Annotated in this window: 22 protein-coding genes; 13 read left to right on the top strand and 9 right to left on the bottom strand. The window is 59.4% G+C overall.

Going from position 1 to position 25,036, the window contains the following annotated elements:
- Positions 1-192 (top strand): DUF2505 family protein (locus R6W86_RS18455; RefSeq protein ID WP_410330810.1); only part of this gene is annotated, 192 nt, incomplete at its 5' end.
- 53 nt (positions 193-245) lie between these two features.
- On the opposite strand, the gene R6W86_RS18460 is transcribed toward R6W86_RS18455, so the two are convergent.
- The 7 genes from R6W86_RS18460 to R6W86_RS18490 form a co-directional block, all read right to left on the bottom strand.
- On the bottom strand, positions 246-992 hold the full coding sequence (locus R6W86_RS18460) for an amino acid ABC transporter ATP-binding protein (protein ID WP_410330811.1): 747 nt from the start codon (positions 990-992) through the stop codon (positions 246-248).
- Positions 993-1,005: 13 nt separating this feature from the next.
- Entirely contained in the window at positions 1,006-1,677 is a 672-nt protein-coding gene (locus R6W86_RS18465; protein WP_092001838.1) for an amino acid ABC transporter permease, read from the bottom strand.
- 90 nt (positions 1,678-1,767) lie between these two features.
- On the bottom strand, positions 1,768-2,526 hold the full coding sequence (locus R6W86_RS18470) for a transporter substrate-binding domain-containing protein (RefSeq protein ID WP_410330812.1): 759 nt from the start codon (positions 2,524-2,526) through the stop codon (positions 1,768-1,770).
- 256 nt (positions 2,527-2,782) lie between these two features.
- Positions 2,783-3,652, bottom strand: a complete 870-nt coding sequence (gene metF, locus R6W86_RS18475) for a methylenetetrahydrofolate reductase [NAD(P)H] (protein WP_410330813.1) — start codon at positions 3,650-3,652, stop codon at positions 2,783-2,785.
- Between the two features lie 12 nt (positions 3,653-3,664).
- Entirely contained in the window at positions 3,665-5,059 is a 1,395-nt protein-coding gene (gene ahcY / locus R6W86_RS18480) for an adenosylhomocysteinase (RefSeq protein WP_410330814.1), read from the bottom strand.
- Positions 5,060-5,499: 440 nt separating this feature from the next.
- Positions 5,500-6,711: a methionine adenosyltransferase gene (gene metK, locus R6W86_RS18485; RefSeq protein ID WP_410330815.1), complete on the bottom strand. Its 1,212-nt coding sequence runs from the start codon at positions 6,709-6,711 to the stop codon at positions 5,500-5,502.
- 151 nt (positions 6,712-6,862) lie between these two features.
- A complete protein-coding gene (locus R6W86_RS18490) occupies positions 6,863-7,864 on the bottom strand; it encodes an ArsR/SmtB family transcription factor (protein ID WP_410330816.1) in 1,002 nt (333 codons plus the stop codon).
- 237 nt (positions 7,865-8,101) lie between these two features.
- Between R6W86_RS18490 and tkt the strand changes: the two genes are divergently transcribed.
- From tkt to R6W86_RS18535, 9 genes are all read left to right on the top strand, one after another.
- On the top strand, positions 8,102-10,102 hold the full coding sequence (gene tkt / locus R6W86_RS18495) for a transketolase (protein ID WP_410330817.1): 2,001 nt from the start codon (positions 8,102-8,104) through the stop codon (positions 10,100-10,102).
- Entirely contained in the window at positions 10,102-11,142 is a 1,041-nt protein-coding gene (gene gap, locus R6W86_RS18500; protein WP_410330818.1) for a type I glyceraldehyde-3-phosphate dehydrogenase, read from the top strand. Before tkt ends, gap begins: the two co-directional genes overlap by 1 nt.
- Positions 11,143-11,298: 156 nt before the next feature.
- On the top strand, positions 11,299-12,459 hold the full coding sequence (locus tag R6W86_RS18505) for a phosphoglycerate kinase (RefSeq protein ID WP_410330819.1): 1,161 nt from the start codon (positions 11,299-11,301) through the stop codon (positions 12,457-12,459).
- Between the two features lie 207 nt (positions 12,460-12,666).
- Complete coding sequence (fba, locus tag R6W86_RS18510; protein WP_113863206.1) at positions 12,667-13,731, top strand: class II fructose-bisphosphate aldolase; 1,065 nt, start codon at positions 12,667-12,669, stop codon at positions 13,729-13,731.
- A gap of 459 nt (positions 13,732-14,190) precedes the next feature.
- The gene (locus tag R6W86_RS18515) at positions 14,191-15,162 is read left to right on the top strand and encodes a DnaJ C-terminal domain-containing protein (protein ID WP_410330820.1); all 972 of its coding nucleotides are present in this window, start codon (positions 14,191-14,193) and stop codon (positions 15,160-15,162) included.
- A gap of 13 nt (positions 15,163-15,175) precedes the next feature.
- Positions 15,176-15,520 (top strand): chaperone modulator CbpM, encoded by a 345-nt coding sequence (locus R6W86_RS18520; protein ID WP_092001802.1) that lies wholly within the window; start codon positions 15,176-15,178, stop codon positions 15,518-15,520.
- A gap of 276 nt (positions 15,521-15,796) precedes the next feature.
- Positions 15,797-17,233, top strand: coding sequence for a DUF5666 domain-containing protein (locus R6W86_RS18525; RefSeq protein ID WP_410330821.1), 1,437 nt, complete (start codon positions 15,797-15,799; stop codon positions 17,231-17,233).
- 66 nt (positions 17,234-17,299) lie between these two features.
- A complete protein-coding gene (locus R6W86_RS18530) occupies positions 17,300-18,151 on the top strand; it encodes a DUF6502 family protein (protein ID WP_410330822.1) in 852 nt (283 codons plus the stop codon).
- Positions 18,148-19,647: a DUF5666 domain-containing protein gene (locus R6W86_RS18535; RefSeq protein ID WP_410330823.1), complete on the top strand. Its 1,500-nt coding sequence runs from the start codon at positions 18,148-18,150 to the stop codon at positions 19,645-19,647. The genes R6W86_RS18530 and R6W86_RS18535 overlap by 4 nt, the downstream gene beginning before the upstream one ends.
- Before the next feature lie 28 nt (positions 19,648-19,675).
- On the opposite strand, the gene R6W86_RS18540 is transcribed toward R6W86_RS18535, so the two are convergent.
- A complete protein-coding gene (locus tag R6W86_RS18540) occupies positions 19,676-20,641 on the bottom strand; it encodes an NAD(P)H-dependent flavin oxidoreductase (protein WP_410330824.1) in 966 nt (321 codons plus the stop codon).
- Between the two features lie 126 nt (positions 20,642-20,767).
- Here R6W86_RS18540 and R6W86_RS18545 point away from each other — a divergent pair, with 126 nt between their 5' ends.
- The 3 genes from R6W86_RS18545 (at position 20,768) to R6W86_RS18555 (ending at position 23,662) form a co-directional block, all read left to right on the top strand.
- Positions 20,768-21,550: a DsbA family protein gene (locus R6W86_RS18545; protein ID WP_410330825.1), complete on the top strand. Its 783-nt coding sequence runs from the start codon at positions 20,768-20,770 to the stop codon at positions 21,548-21,550.
- A gap of 338 nt (positions 21,551-21,888) precedes the next feature.
- Positions 21,889-22,908, top strand: coding sequence for a rhodanese-related sulfurtransferase (locus R6W86_RS18550; RefSeq protein ID WP_410330826.1), 1,020 nt, complete (start codon positions 21,889-21,891; stop codon positions 22,906-22,908).
- Between the two features lie 22 nt (positions 22,909-22,930).
- Positions 22,931-23,662 carry a YdiY family protein gene (locus R6W86_RS18555; protein ID WP_410330827.1) on the top strand — a complete coding sequence of 244 codons (732 nt, stop codon included), beginning with the start codon at positions 22,931-22,933 and terminating at the stop codon, positions 23,660-23,662.
- Positions 23,663-23,825: 163 nt separating this feature from the next.
- Here the strand turns inward: R6W86_RS18555 and R6W86_RS18560 are convergent, their stop codons facing one another.
- Entirely contained in the window at positions 23,826-24,773 is a 948-nt protein-coding gene (locus R6W86_RS18560) for a YbgA family protein (protein ID WP_410330828.1), read from the bottom strand.
- Positions 24,774-25,036: the final 263 nt, after the last annotated feature.

The following is a 25,036-nucleotide window of genomic DNA, read 5'->3' on the forward strand; positions in this document are numbered from 1 at the left end:
ATCGAATGCGTGCCGGCGAAAATCAAGGGCATGATGCGTCTTCTGGGCTCCGGGGAGGAGTGCACCAATCATGTCCTGTTGAGCGTGCGTTGCGATGTGCCGCTTCTGGGTAAAAAGGTGGCGAGATTTCTGGCGGACGATTGCCACGCCAAGATCGAGAGTGAGTATCAGGAGGCCCGCCAGTTGTTGTAACGGGCCACTGAAACAGAAAAGCCCCCGGATTGGGGGCTTGGGGCCGGGCGGGGTCAGTGAGCGAGTACCCTTGAGAGGAACGCCTGGGTGCGTTCATTCTGCGGGTTGTCGAACACGTCGTTCGGCTTGCCCTGTTCCACGATCTGGCCTTCATGGATGTAGATGACCCGGTCGGCCACTTCCCGGGCGAAGCCCATCTCGTGGGTCACGACCATCATGGTCATCCCTTCCTTGGCCAGTTCGCGCATGACATCCAACACTTCGCCGATCATTTCCGGATCGAGGGCGGATGTCGGCTCGTCGAACAGCATCAGGCGCGGTTCCATAGCCAGGGCGCGGGCGATGGCCACACGCTGTTGCTGGCCGCCAGAGAGATGGCTCGGGTACTTGTCTGCCTGGTTGCCGATACCAACCCGGTTCAGCAGGCGCTCGGCGGTGGCATTGGCAACCACCTGAGAGGCGTTCTTCACCTTTATGGGCCCCAGCATGATGTTCTTCTTCACCGTCAGGTGAGGAAACAGGTTGAACTGCTGGAACACCATGCCCACTTCCTTGCGGATTTCGCTCAGGGCTTTCTGGTTACCGCCTTTGGGGGCAAGGGCCTGGCCGTCCACCACCAGTTTCCCGGATTCGAATTCCTCGAGGCCGTTCACGCAGCGGATCAGGGTGGATTTGCCGGAACCACTGGCGCCGATGATGACCACCACTTCACCCTGTTCGACCGTCAGGTCAATGTTCTTGAGGACATGCAGCTTGCCGAAGTACTTGTTCATGCCCTTCATTTCTACGATATGAGTCATGGGTACCTTTCCTTCAGACAGATGCCAGTCCGCGCCGCTCTACCAGGCGGAGGATGAATGACAGGGACAGGGTAATCGCCAGATAAAGGATGGCCACCACAAAATACACCTCGAACGCGGTAAAGGTGTTGGCGATGTAGATCTGACCCTGACGGACCAGCTCACCGACACCGATAACGGAGAACAGGGAGGTGTCCTTGATACTGACGATGGCCTGGTTGCCCAGGGGCGGAATCATGCGGCGGAACGCCTGTGGCCAGATGATGGACCAGAAGGTCTGGGTACGCGACAGGCCCAGAGAAAGGCCGGCTTCGGTCTGGCCCTTGTCGATGGACTGCACGCCGCCCCGGACCACTTCTGAGATGTAGGCTCCCGAGTTCAGGGCAATCGCGGCAATACCGGCGGTCAGCGGATCAATCGGTCCGCCAATCAGGTCGGGCAGGCCGTAGAAAATGAACAGCACCTGGACCAGGATCGGGGTGCCCCGGAAGATTTCGATGTAAGCGGTTGCCGGCCAGCGCAGGAACCACTTCTTGTTGATGCTCAGCAGGCCAAAAATGATGCCCAGCACGAAACCGATAAGCAGGCCGCCAAACGAGATCAAGAGGGTGTAGGGGATCCCTTTGAGCAGAAAGGGGATAGAGTCGATGGCTGCTTGCCAATCGAACTGGAACTGGAATTCCACGGTTAGTGTCTCCGCAGGAAGTTGGAGTCAGGAACAGCCGGGGCACAGGGGCCCCGGCGCGGGGAACCGGATCGGATGATCCTCCAGCCCTTACATGCCTTCCGGCATCGGGCCGAACCACTTCTCATAGATGCTCTTGTAGGTGCCGTCTTCCTTCATGGAAGCCAGTGCAGCGTTGACCTCGTCAACCCATTCGCTGCCCTCGACCAGGGCAATGCCATACTGCTGGCCTTCATACAGCGGGCCGACGGTGGTGACCTTGCCTTCACCCTTGGTGCGAGCGAAGTAGCCAACGTTGGGGGCGTCATAGAAGACCGCGTCGATGGCACGGGACATCAGCGCCATGTACATGTCGGAGCTGCCCGGGTAAGGGGTTACACCGTCATCGGCTTCCAGGTTGGCCATCAGATAATCGTAGGAAGTGCTGCCAATTTTGGTGCCGATTTTCATGCCTTCCAGGTCGTCAAAAGTTTTGACCTCATCATTGCCCTCGCGAACCAGAATACGCAAACCGGAATCGTAGTACGGGTCTGAGAAGTCGACGATCTGCTCACGTTCCTCGGTGATGGTGATACCGGCAATGGCGATATCTACGTTGCCAGTCTGCAGGGCCGGGATGATGCCATTGAAGTCCATGGTGTTCAGGTCGATCTCAAAGCCGGCGCGATCGGCCACTTCGCGGATGATTTCCATGTCGAAGCCGATCATCTCACCGGTTTCCTGGTCCATCATCTCGAACGGAACAAAGCTTGGGTCGGTGACCACTTTGAGAGTTTCCGCGCTAGCTGTTCCCGCCGCCACAGTCAGTGCCAGGCTGGCGCCAAGAGTCTTCAGCCATTTCGTGCTCATGCTTTCTCCTTATGCTTTTTTCAGGCCCCCTTTGCCCGGTAAGGCAAGCCGGAACAGCCACTGCTGGTGACCATGGCTTCCGGGGAGCGTTTATCGGATTGCAACACATACACTTTAGACTATTACCGATCAGGTTGCCGAAAATCAAATGCTTGGGGGGGAGGTGGGGTCGGAAGAAGGCGTTCTTCAGACCCCGGGGGGGGTAAAAAAAGGGGTCAGATGAAGGCTTTCATCTGACCCCATGTTATCCGGGCATTCAGAATGCAATTTTCTCCCGATCACTGATCCCCAGATTCTTCCAGATACTCAGGCTTGGCTCTGCCTGGTTCAGGGTATAGAAGTGCAGCCCCGGTGCACCTGCCTTCAGCAGGCGCTCACACATGTCGGTTACCACTTCTTCGCCGAACTTGCGGATGCTGTCGCTGTCGTCGCCGTAGGCTTCCAGCTGCTTGCGGATCCAGCGTGGGATTTCCGCGCCGCACATGTCGGAGAACCGCACCAGACTGGAGAAGTTGACGATGGGCATGATGCCCGGCACCACCGGAATGGTGACACCCATCTTCTCAAGGCGCTCAATGAAGTAGAAGTAGCTGTCCGCATTGAAGAAGTACTGGGTGATGGCGCTGTTGGCGCCGGCCTGTACTTTGCGGGCAAAATTCTTCAGATCTTCCTCGGCATTGCGGGCCTGGGGATGGAATTCCGGGTAGGCGGCCACTTCCAGGTTGAAGTGGTCGCCGCTGTGTTCCCGAATGAACGCCACCAGCTCGTTGGCGTAGCGCAACTCACCGGAAGCACCCATACCCGAGGGCAGGTCGCCGCGCAGGGCGACGATCCGGCTGATGCCGTTTTCCTTGTACAGGTCCAGCAGCTCGCCGATCTCTTCACGTGTGCCACCCACGCAGGACAGGTGTGGCGCCGTGGAGATGCCCTGCTTGTGCAGGCTGAGCACGGTTTCAATGGTGCGGTCCCGGGTGGAGCCGCCGGCGCCGAAGGTGACCGAGAAGAAATCCGGGTTCACCTCGGCCAGCTTGTTGCGCACCATCTGCAGCTTCTCCTTGCCCTGATCTGTCTTGGGCGGGAAAAACTCGAAGCTGAAACGGCGCTTGAATTGCTTCTGGGATTCCATGATCTGTTCCGCTTAGTACCTGTAGCTTTCCGGCTTGTACGGGCCTTCGACCGGTACACCGATGTATTTCGCCTGCTCCGGAGTCATCTTGGTGATCACGCCACCAAAACCTTCCACCATCGCGCGGGCCACTTCCTCGTCCAGCTGCTTCGGCAGAACCTGGACGTAGACGCCTTTGGACTTGGAGTCTGCAGGCAGGTCACCGAACTTGCGCTCGAACAGATACATCTGCGCCAGCACCTGGTTGGCGAAGGAACCGTCCATGATCCGGGACGGGTGACCGGTGGCGTTGCCCAGATTCACCAGGCGGCCTTCGGACAGCAGGATCAGGTGGTCGTTGGTGGCCTTGTCACGGTAGATCACGTGAACCTGCGGCTTCACCTCGTCCCACTCCCAGTTCTTGCGCATGTAGGCGGTATCGATCTCGTTGTCGAAGTGGCCGATGTTGCACACTACGGCGCCGTTCTTCAGTGCCTTGAGCATGTTGGCGTCACACACGTTGACGTTACCGGTGGTGGTCACCAGCAGGTCGGTGTTGCCCAGCAGATCCTTGTTGATACCCTGCTCAGTGCCGGTGTTCACGCCGTCGATGTAAGGAGACACCACCTCAAAGCCGTCCATGCAGGCCTGCATGGCACAGATCGGATCCGCTTCGGTCACTTTCACGATCATGCCTTCCTGGCGCAGGGACAGGGCGGAACCCTTGCCCACGTCACCGTAACCGATCACCAGGGCTTTCTTGCCGGACAGCAGGTGGTCGGTGGCACGCTTGATGGCGTCGTTCAGGCTGTGTCGACAGCCGTACTTGTTGTCGTTCTTGGACTTGGTCACGGAATCGTTCACGTTGATCGCCGGCACCTTCAGGTTACCTTCGCGCAGCATTTCCTGCAGACGGTGAACGCCGGTGGTGGTTTCCTCGGTAATGCCGTGGCTCTTTTCGAGGATCTCCGGATACTTGTCATGGAGCAGGGCGGTGAGGTCGCCGCCGTCGTCCAGGATCATGTTCGGCTCCCAGCCGTCCACGTCGGCGCCCACGGTGCGTTCGAGGCACCACTCATACTCGTCTTCAGTCTCGCCTTTCCAGGCAAACACGGGGATGCCCTGGGCAGCGATGGCCGCGGCGGCCTGGTCCTGGGTGGAGAAGATGTTGCAGGAGGACCAGCGGACGTTGGCACCCAGCTCGATCAGGGTTTCAATGAGAACCGCGGTCTGGATGGTCATGTGGATGCAGCCCATGATGTTGGCGCCTTTGAGCGGCTGCTCTGCCTTGTATTTGTTTCGCAGGGCCATCAGGGCGGGCATTTCGCCTTCGGCGATCTTGATTTCCTTGCGGCCCCAGTCGGCCAGGGAGATATCGCGGACTTTGTAGTCGTCGAAGTTGTTCAGTTTTTCTGCCGGAGTGCTCATGGTGTTCTCCTCTCAGTTCTTTTTGGCTCCGGAGTTTTGATCCGGTGGCCTCGGAATTTGGGAGTGTCGGGGGTGGGGGAAATCTTCCGTGGAACCGCTACGAGCACGTCCATGTGCGCTTGTTTCAGGCCATCCTTGGCCTTCAACATTCCACGGAAGATTTCCCCCACCCCCTCTCTCAAACTTTGGGTGTTTGCGGTCATTAATGCGCCGCGCTTTTCACACAGGTCTTTTCAATGGATCGCTGAACCAAGACCTTTTCTGTTTTCTGATATTCATTCACCAAAAATTTCGAGCGGTGATGAGTTATCTCCTTCGGGGACTGTTGAGGGCCAAGGACGGCCCGAAACAAGCGCACATGGATGTGCTCGTAGCGTGTCCCCGAAGGAGATAACTCAGCACCGCCACCCCGAAAGGTGGCGGGCTTCGCAAAAACAGACTCAGAGGCCAGACCCGGCACTCTCAACCCCGGAAGCGTCCCGAAGCGCCTCGGCGCGGTCGGTCTTCTCCCACGGGAACGCGGTGAAGGTATCGTTGCCGACAGTCTTCTCGAACGGGTCACGGCCAAAGTGACCGTAGGCTGCGGTTTCCCGGTACATCGGGTGCAGCAGGTCCAGCATGCGGGTGATGGCATACGGACGCAGGTCGAAGTTCTGGCGGACCACTTCGACGATCCTGTCGTCGCTGATCTTGCCGGTGCCGAAGGTATTCAGGGAGATCGAGGTCGGCTCTGCTACGCCGATGGCGTAGGAGACCTGGATCTCGCACTTGTCGGCCAGGCCGGCGGCGACGATGTTCTTGGCCACGTAACGGCCGGCGTAAGCGGCGGAACGGTCGACCTTGGACGGGTCTTTGCCGGAGAAGGCGCCGCCGCCGTGGCGGGCCATGCCGCCGTACGTGTCGACGATGATCTTCCGGCCGGTCAGGCCGCAGTCACCCACCGGGCCGCCAATGACGAACTTGCCGGTCGGGTTGATGTGGAACTGGGTGTCCTTGTGCAGCAGCTCTGCCGGCAGTGCGTGCTTGACGATCAGTTCCATCACCGCTTCTTTCAGGTCTGCCTGGCTGACGTCCGGGTCGTGCTGGGTGGACAGGACCACGGCGTCGATGCCGGTAACCCTGCCGTTTTCGTAGCGGCAGGTGACCTGGCTCTTGGCGTCCGGGCGCAGCCACGGCAGCAGGCCGCTCTTGCGGGCTTCGGCCTGGCGCTGGACCAGACGGTGGGAGTAGGTGATCGGGGCCGGCATGAGGACGTCGGTCTCGTTGCTGGCGAAGCCGAACATCAGGCCCTGGTCACCGGCGCCCTGGTCTTCCGGTTTCTGACGGTCAACGCCCTGGGCAATATCCACGGACTGCTTGCCGATGATGTTGATTACGCCGCAGGTGTTGCCGTCGTAACCCACGTCAGAGGAGGTGTAACCGATGTCGTTGATCACGCCACGAACCAGGTCTTCCAGGTCAACCCAGGCGCTGGTGGTAATTTCGCCGCCGATGATGGCAACGCCGGTCTTGACCATGGTTTCACAGGCCACGCGGGCGTGCTTGTCTTCGGTCAGGATGGCATCCAGGACCGCGTCGGAGATCTGGTCCGCCAATTTGTCCGGGTGGCCTTCGGAGACCGATTCGGAGGTAAAGATGTTGTAATCAGACATAGGTGCTTGCTCCTCTGTGAGCGCTTCAAATTCGTGCCGGGGTCAAATGTGACCGGTGCCGGCTGCCTGGTTGATTCGGGTTGTCAGGGCATACGTAAAACTACCTATGCCCATATCAAAACTTTTTGATATTCCTGTTTCGGCCAATCCCTCAGGCCGGTCTGGAGGTTTTCCAGAATTCCCGTACCTGTACCTGGAAGCCGTTGCGCAGGCCGATAAACAGCTGCTCGCCGGCCACAAGGTCAGCATCTGCTGCCCAGCTGGTCAGTTCCTCGGGCTCGAAGCCGAGCCAGAGGTCACCGCAGTTCTCCTTGGCCCAGTCCTGGTCGTGGCTGCACAGATCGCTGATCACGAAGCAGCCACCGTTGTTCATCAGCGCCGCGGCGTCCAGGAAGATGTCCGCGGGGCTGGGTACGTGGTGCAGCACCATGTTGGCCACCACCAGGTCGAAGGAGTCGCCCCGGGCCAGCAAGGTGTCGGTCACGCCCTCGATCAGGTCCACGTTGTTCAGTTTTTCGTCGATGCAGGTCCGCGTGGCTTTGGCCAGCATGTTTCGGCTGTTGTCCAGGGCCACCACGTGCCCGAACAGACCGGACAGCACCGGCAGAAACGCACCTTCACCTGGGCCTATTTCCAGTGCCGTCTGCCAGTCCTGCCTGCCGGCCCTGCTGCGGATCAGTTCCGCCGTGGGTTCGGCATACAGATCAAAGGCGGCAATCAGTTCCTGCTGCTCCCGGAACTGCTCGGCGTGCCGGGAGAAGAATGCCTGGGACTGGTCCGCCCGCTGATCGCGAATCGCCTCGATCTTCCTCTGCAGCGGTTCGGCCAGAGGCACGCGGTCCACCATCTCGAAAATCTGCCGGATGGTCTGGTCGGTGAGCTTGTCGCTGTCCAGGTGCAGGGGGCGGCGGTAGAAAATGGCATTACCTTCCCGCTGCGGCTCCAGCAACCCGGCCTTGTGCATCACTTTCAGGTGATGGCTCATGCCGGACTGGCGCATGTCGAACAACTGGCTCAGCTCCAGCACACCAAAGGTGTCCCGGCGCAGCACACGCAGAACCTCAAGGCGCAGCGGATCGCCGCTCGCCTTGAAAATCGGGGCCAGGGCTTCCACCGAGGCGAGTTGATTCGCATGTGCATTCAATGAGGTCATGGTTGCGAAGTGTAGGTGGGTTCGGCTGGTCAATCAATAGGTATATCAAAAATTTTTGATATAGGTTTATCGCGCTTTGAAATCAGCCGTTTCGGGAATCCACAGGCAAACAATCGTGAAAAGGAAGCAGGCTGATTTGCCCCGGCACACACTAATCGGCGAAAATACGCGCCTTATTTTTGATCACTCTCTTAATCACCACGAATTCTTTTCCTGCAAAACACTGGAGAAACGTCAATGCCGTCTCGTAAAGATCTCGCCAACGCCATTCGCGCGCTGAGCATGGATGCGGTTCAGAAAGCCAAGTCCGGCCACCCGGGCGCGCCCATGGGTATGGCAGATATCGCCGAGGTCCTGTGGAACGATTATCTCAGCCACAACCCGGCCAACCCGCATTGGGCCAACCGTGACCGCTTCGTGCTGTCCAACGGCCACGGCTCCATGCTGCAGTACTCGCTGCTGCACCTGAGCGGGTATGACGTTTCCATCGACGACCTGAAGAACTTCCGTCAGCTGCACTCCAAGACTCCGGGCCACCCGGAATACGGCTACACGCCGGGCATCGAGACCACCACCGGCCCGCTGGGGCAGGGCATCGCCAATGCCGTCGGTTTTGCCATTGCCGAGAAGTCCCTGGCGGCGCAGTTCAATCGTGCCGGTCACGAGATCGTTGATCATTACACCTATGCGTTCCTGGGCGACGGCTGCCTGATGGAAGGCATTTCCCATGAGGTCTGTTCCCTGGCTGGCACACTGGGCCTGGGCAAGCTGATCTTTTTCTACGACGACAACGGCATTTCCATCGACGGCGACGTGGAAGGCTGGTTCACCGACAACACCCCGCAGCGTTTCGAATCCTATGGCTGGCAGGTGATTCCAAACGTGGACGGCCACGACGCAGAGGCCATCCGCGCTGCCATCGAGGCCGGTCGCGCCAACACCGAGCAGCCCACCCTGATCTGTTGCAAGACCATCATCGGCTTCGGCTCCCCGAACAAACAGGGCAAGGAAAGTTGCCACGGCGCACCGCTGGGTGACGACGAGATCGCCCTGACCCGAGAGCAGCTGGGTTGGGAGTATGGCCCGTTCGAGGTGCCGGAAGACATTTACGCCGCCTGGAACGCCAAAGAAAAGGGCGCAGAAGCGCAGAAGGCATGGGAAGAGAAGTTTGCGGCCTACGAAAAGGCCGAGCCTGAGCTGGCCGCCGAGTTCACCCGTCGCATGGCCGGTGACCTGCCCGCGGACTTCGCCAATAAGGCCGAGGCGTTTATCCAGGAGTGCCAGGATAAAGACGAGGCCATCGCTTCCCGCAAGGCCTCCCAGAACACCCTGAACGCGTACGGCCCGCTGCTGCCGGAACTGATGGGCGGCTCTGCGGACCTGGCCGGTTCCAACCTGACCATCTGGAGTGGCAGCAAGGGACTGACCAAAGAGGACGCCTCCGGCAACTACATTTATTACGGTGTGCGTGAATTCGGCATGGCCGCCATCATGAACGGCATCGCCCTGCACGGCGGCTTCGTGCCTTACGGTGCCACCTTCCTGATCTTCATGGAATACTGCCGTAATGCCGTGCGTATGGCGGCGCTGATGAAACAGCGCTCCATCTTCGTGTTCACCCATGATTCCATCGGCCTGGGCGAGGATGGCCCGACCCACCAGCCGGTCGAGCAGCTGGCCAGCCTGCGTACCACCCCAAACATGAGCACCTGGCGCCCGGCTGATACCGTGGAATCCGCGGTGGCCTGGAAAGCTGCGCTGGAGCGCAACGACGGTCCCACAGCGATGGTCTTCTCCCGCCAGGGCCTGCCGCACCAGGACCGTTCCGCTGAACAGCTGGCCAATGTTGCCCGCGGTGGCTACATCCTGTCGGACAGCGAAGGTGCACCCGAGCTGATCTTGATCGCCACCGGTGGTGAAGTAGGCCTGGCCCAGGACGCCGCCGCCAAGCTGCGCGAACAGGGCAAGGCCGTCCGCGTGGTTTCCATGCCGTCCACCGATGTGTTCGACGCCCAGAGTGCCGAATACAAGCAGCAGGTGCTGCCGCTGGAAGTGACCAACCGCATCGCAGTGGAAGCCGGCATTGCTGACTACTGGTACAAGTACGTTGGCCTCGACGGTCGCGTGGTGGGCATGACCACTTTCGGTGAGTCCGCTCCGGCGGGCGAGCTGTTCAAGGAGTTCGGCTTCACCGTCGACAACATCCTGGAAGTGGCTGACGAACTGCTGGACGCCTGATGAGCAACTCAAAGCCTTTTCGTATTGCCATCAACGGGTACGGCCGGATCGGCCAGTGTGTGTTGCGGTCGCTCTATGAAAACGGCTATCGCGACCACCTGCAGGTGGTCGCGATCAACGAGTTGTCGGATATCGACACCATCGCCCATCTGACCCGCTACGACTCCACCCACGGCCGTTTCCGGGGTGACATTACCGTCGAGGGCGATAACCTGGTTGTAAACGGCGACCGCATCCGCGTATTGCAGCATCCGGACCCGGCTGATCTCCCCTGGCGGTTGCTGGATGTGGATCTGGTGCTGGAATGCTCCGGCTCCTTTTCCGACCGGGCGACGGCCCAGAAGCATATCGATGCCGGTGCCCAACGGCTGCTGTTCTCCCAGCCCGCCGAGTCGGATGTCGATCGCACCGTGGTGTTCGGAGTCAACGACGCGGAGCTGACCGGCGAGGACGAGATTGTTGCCGCAGCCTCCTGCACCACCAATTGCCTGGTGCCGGTGATCAAGGTGCTGGATGACGCACTTGGCGTGAAGCAGGGCAGCACTACCACCATACACGCCGCCATGAACGATCAGCCGGTGATTGATGCCTACCACCACCAGGACCTCCGCCGCACCCGCAGCGCCCTGCACAACATCGTACCGGTGGATACCGGCCTGGCCCGCGGCATCGAACGCCTTTTGCCCCACATGGAAGGCCGGTTCAGCTCCGTGGCCATGCGCGTGCCGACCCTGAACGTCTCGGCCATCGATATGGTGGTCAACGTTGGCGCGGTTACGTCTGTCGAGGCCGTTAACAAGTTGTTAGAGAGCGCCGCAAAAGGGCCTTTAAAAGGTATCCTCGGATATACCGATGAATTGCTGGCCAGCTCCGACTTCAACCACGACGCCCACTCCGGCATCGTCGATGGCGGCCAGACGCGGGTGACCGGCGGCACCATGGTGAAAGTGCTGTGCTGGTTTGATAACGAGTGGGGGTTTGCCAACCGGATGCTGGATGTCAGCCGTTGTTGGCTGGGAAAGACTGAAAAAGGGGGCTGATCCCCAGAGAGCAAGACTGAAAATGGGGTCTGATGAAAGTTTTCATCTGACCCCGACCTCATAGACCAAGCTCCGGATTTCTCAGGGGTCTGATGAAAACCTTCATCTGACCCCAGCTTGACTTGACTGAACAACCGCAAATTTAAGGACGAACAAATGGCCATCAAAAAAATGACCGACCTGGACCTCGCCGGCAAGCGGGTCCTGATCCGCGAAGACCTCAACGTACCGGTCAAAGACGGCAAGGTAACCAGCGACGCCCGCATCCGCGCCTCCCTGCCCACCATCAAGGCAGCGAAAGACGCCGGTGCCAAAGTCATGCTGATGTCCCACCTGGGCCGTCCGGAAGAAGGCGTCTACGACGAAGCCTCCTCCATGAAGCCCGTCGCCGACCACCTGACCAAAGTCCTCGGCCAGGAAGTTCGCCTGATCAAGGACTACCTGGAAGGTGTGGATGTAGCCGACGGAGAAGTCGTCCTGTTCGAAAACGTCCGCTTCAACAAGGGCGAAAAGAAAGACGACGAAGAACTGTCCAAAAAGTACGCCGCCCTGTGCGACGTCTACGTCATGGACGCCTTCGGCACCGCCCACCGCGCCCAGGCTTCCACCCACGGCGTTGCCCGCTTCGCCCCCGAAGCCTGCGCCGGCCCGCTGCTGGCTGCCGAACTCGAAGCCCTCGGCAAGGCCCTGGACAACCCGGCCAAACCGGTCGTTGCCATCGTCGGCGGCTCCAAGGTCTCCACCAAACTGGACGTCCTCAACGCCCTCGAAAAAGTCTGCGACCAGATCATCGTCGGCGGCGGCATCGCCAACACCTTCCTGGCAGCCGCGGGCCACCCCGTCGGCAAATCCCTGTGCGAACACGACCTGATCGACACCGCCAAAGAGATTGCCAGCCGCGTCGAAATCCCGCTGCCGGAAGACGTAGTGGTCGCCAGCGAATTCGCCGAAACCGCCACCGCCACCACCAAGAACATCTCCGATGTTGCCGAGGGTGACATGATCCTCGACGTCGGTCCCGAAACCGCTGGCAAATTCGCCGAGCTGCTGAAAAACGCCAAAACCATCCTCTGGAACGGCCCGGTCGGCGTCTTCGAATTCGACCAGTTCGGCAACGGCACCAAAGCCCTGGCCGAAGCCATCGCCCAAAGCGACGCCTTCTCCCTTGCCGGCGGTGGCGACACCGTCGCCGCCGTTGACAAGTACGGCGTTGCTGACAAAATCTCGTACATCTCCACCGGCGGCGGCGCGTTCCTTGAATTCGTGGAAGGCAAGACACTGCCGGCAGTAGCGGTGCTGGAAGAGCGTGGCGCCTAAAGGGCGACACAAGAGATAGATTCGCGAGGCTGGTGGCGGGGGGGTGACTTCACGGGACTGAGGGCTGCATGGATGCTGCGCTCAAGCCTACAGGAGCGTATTCACGGCGTGTCCCCGGAAGCCACCCCCGCTGCCAGCCGAAGCAGACTCCCAAGTCTGAAGCACAGCAGAATTCAACTACCCAAGATCCAATGAAGGAGACAACCCATGGCCCTGATATCGATGCGGCAACTTCTGGACCACGCCGCCGAGCATGGTTACGGTGTGCCAGCCTTTAACGTAAACAACCTGGAACAGATGCGGGCCATCATGGAAGCTGCCGACAAGACCGACTCCCCGGTCATCGTCCAGGCCTCCGCCGGTGCCCGCAAATACGCCGGCGCTCCGTTCCTGCGCCACCTGATCCTGGCCGCGATCGAGGAATTCCCGCACATCCCGGTCGTCATGCACCAGGATCATGGCACCAGCCCCGCCGTGTGCCAGCGCTCCATCCAGCTGGGCTTCAGCTCCGTCATGATGGATGGCTCCCTGGGTGAAGATGGTAAAACCCCGACCGACTACGAATACAACGTCGACGTTACCCGTCGCACCGTCGAAATGGCCCACGCCTGTGGCGTCTCCGTGGAAGGCGAGCTGGGCTGCCTGGGCTCCCTCGAAACCGGCCAGGCCGGCGAAGAGGATGGTATTGGCGCTGAAGGTACCCTGGATCACAGCCAGATGCTGACCGACCCGGAAGAAGCCGCCGACTTCGTCAAGAAGACCCAGGTGGACGCCCTGGCTATTGCCATCGGTACCAGCCACGGCGCTTACAAGTTCACCCGTCCGCCCACCGGCGACATCCTGGCCATCGACCGCATCAAGGAAATCCACGCCCGGATTCCCGATACCCACCTGGTCATGCACGGCTCCAGCTCCGTACCCCAGGAGTGGCTGAAAATTATCAACGAATACGGCGGTGAAATCCCGGAAACCTACGGTGTCCCGGTCGAGGAAATCGTCGAAGGTATCAAGCACGGCGTGCGCAAGGTCAACATCGACACCGACCTCCGTCTGGCCAGCACCGGCGCAGTCCGTCGCTTCCTGGCCGAAAACCCGGCCGAGTTCGACCCGCGCAAATTCCTCAAGGAAACGATGAAGGCCATGACCGAAGTGTGCATCGCACGCTACGAAGCTTTCGGCTGTGCCGGCAACGCCAGCAAGATCAAGCCGATCAATCTCGAACGTATGTTCGAGCGGTATGCGGCCGGCGAGCTGGATCCGAAGATCAAGTAAGGTCTGGAGCAGGTTGTTCTCGTAGCCTGAGGGTTGCGGGGGCAGATTGGGGCGGAGGCCCTGTTCAAAACACGCCCGCAAGTACGTCCCTGTAGGGCTTGGCTGTGGCCATCCTTGGCCACAGACAGTTTTGAACAGGGCCTCCGCCCCAATTTTGTCTGGCACCCCGATATATCGGGAATGCCTGACTGAGCCGAGGTGGATAGACCATTCAGAAATCTGGAGCGCCAGGGATGGCGCGACGAAGCCCTACAGGGATGTATTCACGGGCGTTTTCTGAATGGTCTATCCACCTCGGCGCTTCCACCAGGATTCGCAGGCTACGGATTTCAAACTCCCAACCCTGACGTACCTCAAGTAAGTATCAGCCAACCCTTGTAATTTCCTGAACCTCATCAAATATAGTGGTTAGCAAACGAGCAAAAAGCTCAGAACGATTAACCAGTGGCGAGGACCGGAATGGAATTCAAAGACTATTACGCCGTACTTGGTGTGAGCGAGTCTGCCACCCCCGAGGAAATCAAGAAGGCCTACCGTAAGCTGGCGCGGAAATACCATCCGGACGTCAGCAAGGAAGAAAAGGCCGATGAAAAGTTCAAGGACGTTGGCGAGGCCTATGAAGTCCTGAAGGACCCGGAGAAGCGTGCGGAATACGACCAGTTACGTAAATACGGTGCCCGGGGCGATGGCTCGTTCGAACCACCACCCGGCTGGCAGAGTGCCTCCGGTTTTGGCGGTGGTGGTTTTACCGACGCCGATTCCAGCCAGTTCAGTGACTTCTTCGAGGAAATCTTCGGCGGCGGTCGCCGGGGTGGTTTCTCCGGTGGATTCAGTGGTGGCGGTTTCCGTCAGAATGTTCGCATGCGCGGGGAGGACGTTCATGCCCGTCTCGCGCTGTTCCTTGAGGAAGCCTTCCACGGCTGCGACAAGCACATGTCGTTTACTGTGCATGAGGCAGACGAGCAGGGCCGCGTGGTTCCCCGCCAGAAAACCCTGAAGGTGAAAATCCCCGCCGGCATGCGCGAAGGTCAGCACATCCGCCTGAAAGGCCAGGGCTCTCCGGGCATTGGTGGCGGCGAGCCGGGAGATCTCTTCATCGAGATCGAGTTCGCGCCGCATCCGCATTTCACCGTGGAAGGGCGCGACGTGCTGATTACAGTGCCAGTGGCACCTTGGGAGGCAGCACTGGGGACAACCGTGACCGTACCCACCGTCGGCTCCAAGGTGAATGTGAAAGTGCCGAAGGGATCCACCAGTGGCCGCAAGCTTCGACTCAAGGGCAAGGGCTTCCCTGGCAAACATCCGGGTGATCAGATCGTGATCCTGCAGGTTGCCATGCCCGAGCAGCACACGCCGGAAGCCGAAAAGCTCTACGAGCAGCTGGCCGAGGCCGAAAAGAACTTCAATCCACGCAGCAAGCTCCATGTCTGAGCGGGGGTAGGAAATGACCAGGCAAGACCAGATTCTGACCGTGGAAGTGGTGGACTCCGAGGGCGGCACCTTCACCCTGCGAGAAATTTGCGAGCGGGGCGACTGCCACGCCGAGTTTGTCATCAAACTGGTGAACTACGGCGTCATCGCGCCCGTCGAGGATATCCCCGAGGCCGGGCAGTGGCAGTTTGATGTCGCCGCCCTGAGCCGCCTGCGCAAGGCCATGCGGCTGCAGCGGGATCTCAAGATCAACCTGCCGGGCCTGGCGATGTCGCTGGACCTGCTGGACGAAGTGCAGGAAATGCGCCGGGAGGTGGACCGGCTCAACCGGCAGTTGCGGCATTTGCTGGGGGAGTGAGACCTCTTGAAGACGGGGTCAGATGAAAGCCTTCATCTGACCCCAGCTTCACGCCCAGATCACCTGAGAAATTCGAGCCTTAACTCCGGGGTCAGATGAACGCCTTCATCTGACCCCTCCTTCACCTGTCTCCCCGTCACCAAAATTTAATGATCAAAATCTGGACGGCGCAGAATATTGGGACTAAATTCCCAAATATTAAAATGGGAAATAAATCCCAAATATGACAAAGACTCCCGCCGGCCCAAAATGAAAGCAACAATCTGGAGAAGATCAATGAAACGCAATCCCCTGACTCTGGCAGTAAAACTTGCCCTCACCGGCACTCTGGCCGGCTCACTTGCGGCGTGCGGTGGTGGCGGCAGCTCCTCCACAGACACAGTCAGCACCACCTCAGATGGCACCAGCGTCGGCCCGGTCACCGGCTTCGGCAGCGTGTATGTCAACGGAACCCGGTTCCACACCGATGGAAGTGTCGACAGCGATGACGGCATCAAGCGCGAGGATCAGCTCGAGAAGGGCATGATGCTCAAGGTCAACGGTAGCTGGGACGATGATGGCGAGGGCGAGGCTCGTCTGGTGAGCTACGACGATACCTTGCGTGGGCCCGTCACCAGCGCGAGCTGGGATGACGTCAACCGGACCGGGCAGCTTGAGCTCCTGGGACAGATCGTACTGCTGGATGGCCAGACGGCTTTTGGCGGCGTCAGCCCGGTCACTCTGGCCAGTGATCCGACCGGCTATCAGGTGCGGGTCAGCGGCTGGCGCCTGGATGATGGTCGATTCCAGGCAGCCTATGTGAGTGTTCGGCCCCTCGGTACCAGTATGGACGATGCCAACGAGGCCGAGCTTGAAGGAGTCGTGGCCGACCTGGATCCGGTCGCCCAGAATTTCACGATCAATGGCTTCAAGGTGGATTACACCAGCGCGGTTGCCGATGACGACTTCAGTCTTGATGCCCTTGAAAATGGCCTCGTGGTTGAGGTGGAAGGCCAGCTGAACGCCGCTGGCGATACCCTGCTAGCCGAGGAGATCGACGATGAAGACGATCTGTTTGACGATGATGACGATGCCGAAGTGGCCGGTGACATTGCCAACTATGACGCCGCTGCAGGCCAGTTTGAGGTCAATGGGGTAACCGTTCGGCTGACCTCAGACACCGAGTTCGACGACCTGAGCCAGGACAGCCTCCAGAATGGCCTCAGGGTCAAGGTCGAGGGCGAGTTCCGGAATGGAGTGCTGATCGCCGAGGAAGTCAAAGGTCGGGACGGTGATGCCGAGATTGATGGCGTGATCGAGTCCATCGATCTGGCCGCCGAGCGGCTCGTGGTGAGTGGAGTAGACGTGCGCCTGACCGGTGCGACCCTGATCCGCGATGATGACAGCGAGGACGATGACAGCCGTGACCGGATCGACGATCTCAACAGCCTGTCAGTAGGAGAGTATCTTGAGATCGAGGGGCGTCAACGTGACGACGAGGGTGGTTACCTCGAAGCCATCAGTATCGAGCGGGACGATGACGACGACGATAATGATTTCGAACTGGAAGGCCGGGTAACGGCTGTCTCCGGTACCTCTATCACCCTCATGAACCTGGAAATTCTGGCCAACGGGTACAGTCTTTCCGGTGTCTCTGTCGGCGATGAAGTCGAGGTGGAATATGCGGCAACATCTGGCGGCCAATACCGGCTGACCGGCAGTCTCGACGATTGAGGCCTTCGCCGGGCGCGGGCAACCGCGCTCTGGCTTCGGGTCTGCCTTGGGAATACAATCCCAAAGATGAACGACACTGATATCAAGCCCCTGCACCAGGCTCTGTTCCGAATTCTGCGCCCTCTTGCCCGATTATTGTTGCGTAATGGCATCCCCTTCGGGGAGTTCGCGGAGTTGGTCAAACGAGCCTATGTGGAAGCCGCGCTGGAAGATTTTTCCGGCGGCCGCCGGAAACCCACCGATTCTCGGGCAGCAGTGATGACCGGCCTGACCCGCAAGGAAGTCAAACGCCAGCGCGAGATCCTGGCCGGAGAGAATCCGGTCCGCGAGACCACCACCCATGCCAACCGCGCTTCCCGCGTGGTGTCCGGCTGGGTGCGCGACGAAGCCTTCCAGGCCCGCGATGGTGAGCCGGCCTTGCTCTCGTTCGAAGGCTCGCTGAGCTTCAGCGAACTGGTCAAGCAATACAGCGGTGACGTCCCGCCCCGCGCGGTGCTGGACGAGCTGGTCCGGGTGGGCGTGGCGACCGTGGACAGTGACTCGGGGCTGATTCAACTCAAGCAGCGGGCCTATGTGCCGGCCGGTGACAGCGAGGAAATGCTCCAGATTTTCGGGGAAGACGTATCTGACCTTATCGCAACTATCGACTATAACCTTGTAAGTAGCGAATTGGGCCAGCAACCCCTGTTCCAACGGACACTGACCTACGACAACATTCCTCCGGAAATCATGGACCGCTGGCGCGCCCATGCCGCTGCCCAGTCCCAGGCCCTGCTTGAACAGCTCGACAAGTGGCTCGGGCCCCACGACCGGGGAATTGCGGGCAACCGCACCGGCAACCACACCGGCGAGCCGGTGCGTACCGGGGTGAGTATCTTTTACTTTGAGGATCCTGTGCAGGCAGGGAGAGACGAATGAAACGGAACTTGTTCTATCGATCAATCGGACTGACAGCCAGCACCCTGGCACTGGGAATCCTTTCCGCCTGTGGCGGTGGCGCGGGCACGAGCCTGGACGTGGCGGACGGAGGCATCCGGGGAACCGGATCGAGCGTCGGCCCGGTGTCCGGGTTCGGGAGTGTGTTTGTTAATGGGGTTAAATTCGATACCGACTCTCTTGGAGGATCGGTGGGTGGCGATGACGGTTTAGCCGCTGAGTCCCGTTTGCAGACGGGCATGGTACTCGAGGTGCAAGGAGAGTGGTTCACCGACGGTACCGGAGAGGCCTCGGGGCTCACCTATGACGATACCCTTCGTGGCGAAATCCTGATTATCCAGCCGTGGGATATTATCACCAAAACCGCCGTCATCGAAATCCTCGGCAGGACCGTCCATATCGATGGCCAGACGGTTATCAAAGGCAAGGCAGTAGTGAATCTGGCAAATGGAGATTTCGTCCGGATATCCGGGTGGAGGCTTCCGAATGGTGAGTTCCGTGCTTCGTTCCTGGGGCTCAGATCAAGCTCAAATCTTGATGATTTTGATGACTTCAACGAAGTGGAACTCGAGGGTGATATTTCCTCGATCAACACTTCGGACGAGACGTTCAATATCGGATCGCAGCTAATCTTCTATGGCGGGGCGGAGTTCACAGACCTGGCTCGTGAAGATCTGGCGGTTGGTGTTTCGGTTGAAGTCGAAGGCAACCTCGTTGGAGGTGTACTTCAGGCCAACGAAATTGAGCGCGACGATTTCCGTCGTTACACCCTGGATGATGAAGGTGATATCGAGTTTGTAGGACCGGTTGCTTCTGCCTACAACAGCTCGAATGAGATCTTTACCATTAACGGCCTGACCGTCCGTGTGACCCCGGAGACAGAGTTCGACGACGCACTCTCCGGTCCCGAGCAATTGGTTCCAGGGCTGTTGGTCCAGGTCGAGGGTGATTTTGAGAGTGATGGCACCATCACCGCGGAAGAAATCGAGTTACGAGAGGCGGACTCGGAAGTCGAAGCCGCCAGAACCTCGGAGATCGATTATTCCTCAAGTCAGTTGCGAATCGGTGGAGTGCTGGTTCAGGTTTCGTCGCTTACCATCATTACTGACGACGATGACGAAACCAGACTTGCCCTCAGGGATCTGCAGACGTCCTTGGAATTGACCGTTGATGGCGTAGACCGGTTTAACAGCGATGGTAGTGGATATCTGGAAGCACTGGTCATTGAACGAGGGGATGATGCGGCTGATGGCGAGTATGAGTTGACCGGTCGTATAACGGAAATGGTAGATGATCGGATCCGGGTGCTCGGTCTTGATTTGTATGCGGTGGACGCCGATTTCGATGGCATTCAACAATCTGAGCTGCAGGCACTGGTAGATGCGGGTCAGCAGCCCGTTGTTGAAGTCGAGTATCGATTTAACGGTGCCCGATACGAGATAGAAGAAATTGAACTGGAGGAGGACGACAACGATTAATTTCGTCGTCGAACAACTTCCCTGACTTTCAACCACAAACCCGGGAGCGAGCCTCCCGGTATTCCTGCTTAAGCCGGTCCACGAGGTCTGACACCCTCAGCACGTCGTGGATCTGGCTCACCCCCTGGCCGGCTGACCACACAGTCTTCCAGGCCTTGGCCTCATCATCCACCGGTTTCAGCTTCTCGCCGTAATTGATATCGCCGGCCTGGTTCAGTTTGTCCATGTCATATCCCGCCGCTTCCAGGCTCTGGCGCATGAAGCTGGCGGGGACGCCGGAGACGGCCGGGGTATGGATGATGTCCGCCGAAACCGCCTCGATGATCATGTTCCGGTAGGCATCTTCCGCCTGCGACTCGGTTGTGTTGATAAACCGCGTGCCAACATAGGCCAGATCCGCGCCCAGCGCCTGGGCCGCCAAGATATCCTCACCGTGGGAAAGCCCACCGGCGAGCAGGATGGTGCCGTCGAATACTTCCCGGATTTCATGGACCAGCACGAACGGATTGATGGTACCCGCATGGCCGCCGGCACCGGCCGCCACCGCGATAATGCCATCCACACCGGCCTCGGCCGCTTTGCGGGCGTGCTTCTGGTTGGTGACGTCATGGAACACCAGCCCGCCGTAACTGTGCACCGCATCCACCACCTGACTGGCCGCGCCCAGGGAGGTGATCACCATGGGCACCTTGTGCTTCACGCACAGCTCCAGATCCGCCTGCCAGCGAGGGTTACTGCGATGGACAATCAGGTTCACCGCCCAGGGTGCCACCCTGGTGTCCGGGTTTTCAGAGCGAAACTGTTCCAGTTCCTCATGCATCTGCACCAGCCACTGCTCGAAACCTTCGCTGGTGCGCTGGTTCAGCGCCGGAAAAGTTCCCACGATGCCTTCCTTGCAGCAGGCCAGCGCCAGTTCCGGGCCGGAAATGAGAAACATGGGGGCTGCCACAAGGGGCAGTGAAAGCGAATCGGCAAGCGAGGAGGGCAATGGCATGGCATTTCCTTAATTTTTATCGGAACTTTTGTAGGATATAAAGGATCTTAGCGTGCCTCGGCCCCCGTGCAAACGACGGATGGCCCATCGGATCGGAACATTCAAAAATCAAAAGGGAGCCCTGACATGGGTGAAGCGAAACGCCGCAAACAAACTGGAATACCATCCTCCGGCAAGTCCGGCAAGTCCGGCAAGTCCGGCAAGTCCGGCAAGTCCGGCAAGTCCGGCAAGTCCGGCAATCGTGGCCTTATCATCGGCATCGCCGCAGTCGTTGCCATCGCCGTGTTCGCCGGCCTGTATTTCCTGACCTCGTCACCCGAGCCCGGCTCAGACGCCTTGCCCGTAGCCGCACCTGACGCGCAACCCTTCCCGGCACAGCTCGACCAGTACGGTGTCTCGGTCGGAGACGAAAACGCCCCCGTGGTCGTCCGGGAATTCGCCGACTACCAGTGCCCCGCCTGCGGCCGCTTCTCCGAAGCGAGCAAGCGCCTGAAACAGGAATACGTCGAAACCGGCAAAGTCCGCTTCGTCTACTTCGACCTGCCGCTCCGGCAACACGAAAGCGCCATGCCTGCAGCCCTTGCCGCCCGCTGCGCCGGCGACCAGGACGCCTACTGGCAGATGCATGACCAGCTCTACGGCAGCCAGACCGAATGGAGCGGCTCCAACGACCCGGTAGCCACATTCACCCGCTACGCCGGTGATCTCGGCCTGAACGAGCGTCGGTTCCGGAACTGCATGGAGTCCGAGTTGCACCGCGAGGATGTCGAACAGAGCCGTCAGGCCGCTTCGCAGATGCGGGTGATGGGCACGCCGACTGTTTATGTGGACAACATCCAGCTGACGCGTCCGGGCTGGGGCCAGCTGTCGGCAGTAGTAGAGCGAGAGCTGAACAAGCAGGCTAACTGATAAGCAGCCTGCCGACAGTCATCCCCCTGCCAAAATCGTGCGGAGCCATGGGTGGAGCGCGAAAGCGCTTCACGGGCAGGCCAAGGACGACCTGCCCAGGACCCTCACTGCGACGCAGGAGCATTTAGCAGTGAGGGGCGAAGCCGAGCGTACAGGGACGTATTTACAGCGTATTTTGGCAGGGGGATGACTGTTGGCAGGCGGTCGTCTACCTCAAGGCTGCGTGTATCCCGGACTTGCTTGAGGTTCCAAGTTGGTTAAACTTTGCGCCCTCGCGAAACCCGCGATTGAACCAAACCCATGCTCCGGATTTACGATCCGGCCCGCAGGAGAAAACCATGAGCAATGAAGTAGTGGTCTGCGCACTCTACAAGTTCGCAGTCCTGAACGATTACAAAGACCTACGCCGGCCCCTGTTGAACCTGATGCTGGAAAAAGACGTCCACGGCACCCTGCTGCTGGCCCGGGAAGGCATCAACGGCACCATCGCCGGCAGTCGCGAAGGCATCGACGCGGTCAAAACCTGGATTGCCAGCGACGAGCGCTTCGACGGCATCGACTACAAAGAATCCTTTGTCGACATCCAGCCGTTCAGACGCACCAAAGTGAAGCTCAAGAAAGAGATCGTCACCATGGGCGTGGAAGGCATCGACCCGAAGCGCGTGGTTGGTACCTACGTCCACCCGAAGGAATGGAACGACCTGATCTCCGATCCGGAAGTGCTGCTGATCGACACCCGAAACCAGTACGAAGTGGAGATCGGCACCTTCAAGAACGCGGTTAATCCGTCCACCGACACCTTCCGCGAGTTCCCCGAGTACGTGAAGGAAAACCTGGATCCTTCAAAGCACAAGAAGGTCGCGATGTTCTGCACCGGCGGTATCCGCTGCGAGAAATCCACCGCGTACCTGAAGGAACAGGGCTTCGATGAGGTGTATCACCTCAAGGGTGGCATCCTGAAGTACCTGGAAGACGTACCCGAAGAGCAGAGCCTCTGGCACGGGGAATGCTTTGTCTTTGATGACCGGGTAACGGTGAACCACCGGCTCGAGCGCGGTGAGTATGATCAATGTCACGCCTGCCGCCGCCCGATTACCGAGGAAGACAAGCAGCGCCCCGAGTACGAGCAGGGCGTCAGCTGCCACCAGTGCATCGACTCCTTGACCGAGGAACAGAAGGCCCGGTTCAAGGAGCGCGAGCGCCAGATGCGTCTGGCCGAGGAACGCGGCGAAGTGCACGTTGGCGGCGAAGCGGCCCGCATCATCGCCGAGCGCAAGGCCCGCAAGAAAGCAGACCGCGAAGCTCAGGCCAGAAAAAGTCTGGAAGGAGAAAAGGCTCGTAAAACCGCGGGTGCCTGATATTCAACCGACAGGAGGTTTCATGGGGTTCAGACACGCAATCGCAGTAACGCTTACGGCGTTTGCGCCGTTCGTGCAGGCACAGGACGCCTCGGACTGGGAAGGCGAGGCCGAACTGGGCGTGCTGGTGACCTCGGGCAATTCCGAGGAAACCAATGTCAACGGCCGACTGACCCTGATCCATGAAATCGAGAAATGGCGCAACACCGGCGAACTCAGCTCGAAGTACTCCGAAGCCGAGGGTGAAACCACGACCGAGGAGTACAAGGCAACAGGCCAGACCGACCTCAAGTTCGCCGAGCGCCAGTACTGGTTCCTGCGGGGCTCCTATGAAGATGACCGCTTCTCCGGGTACGACTTCGAAGCCACCGCCACCACCGGTTACGGCCACCGGGTCTGGGAATCCGGGGAGCATTCCTTCCTGGACCTCTCGGCCGGTGCCGGTTATCGCTACAACCGGCTGAACGAGCCCAACGCGGACGGCGAGAATGCCGAGGAAGAAGCCATCGCCCGGCTGGCGGGGCATTTTGATTATGCGCTGTCCGAGAACTCGCTGTTTCGTCAGAAGCTGAGTACTGAAATTGGCCTGGATGACAACAACGCCGTCAGTGAATCGGAGACATCGTTACAGTCGACTGTAGTGGGTAATCTGTCGATGAAGGTGGCATTCCGGGTCAAGCATGTGTCTGAGCCGCCGGAGGGGTCGGAGAATACCGACATGGAGACTTCGCTGTCTTTGTTGTATGGGTTCTGACGTGAACCGCCGGGGTCAGAAGAAAGCTTTCTTCTGACCCCTTCTTCATCAAAACGGGGTCAGATGAAGGTTTTCATCAGACCCCTGTGCTTCCGGCTGGCTCCGAATTCACGTCATGCTCCGGGGTCAGAAGAAAGCCTTCTTCTGACCCCTCTTTCCGCCTTCAGACGTTATTCCGCAGCCCCAACTCATCCGGATACGGGGTCAGATACTTCTGCACATTCAGATAATCCACCGGCTCTCGCCGTTGGGCCATGCGCAGCAGGGTCATGGGCACCACCAGCGGCACTTCCCCGCGCTGGTAGGCTTCCATCTGTTCCAGCAATACTTTCTTTTCCTCTGCGTGCATGGAGTCCTTGAGGTAGCCCAGCAGGTGCATCATCGCGTTCATGTGGGAGCCGCGGCTGACTTTCTGGCTCATGGCTTCCATGAACAGGTGAATGTATTCGTCTGCGATGTTCTCCAGAGGTTCGGACTTCAGGTCGCTCAGCAGCGGGCCAAGCTGGCGGTAGATCTTTTCCGAGTGGGCCAGAAGCTGGAATTTGTGCCGGGTATGGAATTCGATCAGGGCCTGCGCGGATAGGTTTTCGCCGGCGACGTTCTGCATCCAGTCGTCGTAGGCGAAGACCCGTTCGATGAAGTTCTCACGCAACATGTCGTCGTTCAGCCGGCCTTCTTCCTCCACCGGAATCAGCGGATAGGCACGCATCAGGGCTTCGGCGAACAGGCCCCGGCCGTCCCGGCGGACTACCCGGCCTTCCTCGTTGTGTACCTTGATGCGTTCCATGCCACAGCTCGGGGACTTCGCCATCAGGATGTAACCCCTGAGGTCCGAGAGGGCGGGCATGATCTGCTCGATGAAGGCGTTCATTTCATCGGTGTGATCGGCCGTGCCCTTGGTCTCGATCAGACGGATACTATCGGGATACTCCCGCAAGTGGATGGCGGGGCGTGGGACGCCGAGGCCGGCTTCCAGTTCGGGGCAGATGGACCGGAATTCAAAATGCTTTGAAAGTACCTGGGTACAGTAGCGGGAATGTTTGTGGCCGCCGTCATGGCGGACTTCCTTGCCCAGCAGGCAGGTGCTGATTCCGACGGGGATGCCGCTCACGTGTTGTCTCCGGTTGTTAAAACGTCACTTGTAATACGTGATTTCAGTCTAGCTCGATCAGTTTCTTCCCGAAACTAGTGTCCCGTCTGGTTAATTCGCTGACCTACTGAGCCACTGAGAGCCTTGAGAGCAAGGCGCGATGGCGAAGGTTTGGTGGTTCCAAATCGAGTCAGAGCAACGCAGCTATCAAGGCTCTCAGTGGCTCCCGAAGGGCGCGGCGCTGGGGCCCCTGACCGGTGTTGCCAGCACTTGATGTGGAACCA

Source organism: Marinobacter sp., assembly GCF_046484525.1.
Lineage (GTDB): Bacteria > Pseudomonadota > Gammaproteobacteria > Pseudomonadales > Oleiphilaceae > Marinobacter.

Coding starts and splice junctions, on each gene's coding strand:
- R6W86_RS18520 (WP_092001802.1), top strand. CDS start 15,176: ATGACCAGGCAAGACCAGATTCTGACCGTGGAAGTGGTGGACTCCGAG.
- R6W86_RS18505 (WP_410330819.1), top strand. CDS start 11,299: ATGGCCATCAAAAAAATGACCGACCTGGACCTCGCCGGCAAGCGGGTC.
- R6W86_RS18545 (WP_410330825.1), top strand. CDS start 20,768: ATGGGTGAAGCGAAACGCCGCAAACAAACTGGAATACCATCCTCCGGC.
- R6W86_RS18490 (WP_410330816.1), bottom strand. CDS start 7,864: ATGACCTCATTGAATGCACATGCGAATCAACTCGCCTCGGTGGAAGCC.
- R6W86_RS18540 (WP_410330824.1), bottom strand. CDS start 20,641: ATGCCATTGCCCTCCTCGCTTGCCGATTCGCTTTCACTGCCCCTTGTG.
- ahcY (WP_410330814.1), bottom strand. CDS start 5,059: ATGAGCACTCCGGCAGAAAAACTGAACAACTTCGACGACTACAAAGTC.
- R6W86_RS18515 (WP_410330820.1), top strand. CDS start 14,191: ATGGAATTCAAAGACTATTACGCCGTACTTGGTGTGAGCGAGTCTGCC.
- R6W86_RS18525 (WP_410330821.1), top strand. CDS start 15,797: ATGAAACGCAATCCCCTGACTCTGGCAGTAAAACTTGCCCTCACCGGC.
- fba (WP_113863206.1), top strand. CDS start 12,667: ATGGCCCTGATATCGATGCGGCAACTTCTGGACCACGCCGCCGAGCAT.
- R6W86_RS18460 (WP_410330811.1), bottom strand. CDS start 992: ATGACTCATATCGTAGAAATGAAGGGCATGAACAAGTACTTCGGCAAG.
- tkt (WP_410330817.1), top strand. CDS start 8,102: ATGCCGTCTCGTAAAGATCTCGCCAACGCCATTCGCGCGCTGAGCATG.
- gap (WP_410330818.1), top strand. CDS start 10,102: ATGAGCAACTCAAAGCCTTTTCGTATTGCCATCAACGGGTACGGCCGG.
- R6W86_RS18555 (WP_410330827.1), top strand. CDS start 22,931: ATGGGGTTCAGACACGCAATCGCAGTAACGCTTACGGCGTTTGCGCCG.
- metF (WP_410330813.1), bottom strand. CDS start 3,652: ATGGAATCCCAGAAGCAATTCAAGCGCCGTTTCAGCTTCGAGTTTTTC.
- metK (WP_410330815.1), bottom strand. CDS start 6,711: ATGTCTGATTACAACATCTTTACCTCCGAATCGGTCTCCGAAGGCCAC.
- R6W86_RS18550 (WP_410330826.1), top strand. CDS start 21,889: ATGAGCAATGAAGTAGTGGTCTGCGCACTCTACAAGTTCGCAGTCCTG.
- R6W86_RS18530 (WP_410330822.1), top strand. CDS start 17,300: ATGAACGACACTGATATCAAGCCCCTGCACCAGGCTCTGTTCCGAATT.
- R6W86_RS18470 (WP_410330812.1), bottom strand. CDS start 2,526: ATGAGCACGAAATGGCTGAAGACTCTTGGCGCCAGCCTGGCACTGACT.
- R6W86_RS18535 (WP_410330823.1), top strand. CDS start 18,148: ATGAAACGGAACTTGTTCTATCGATCAATCGGACTGACAGCCAGCACC.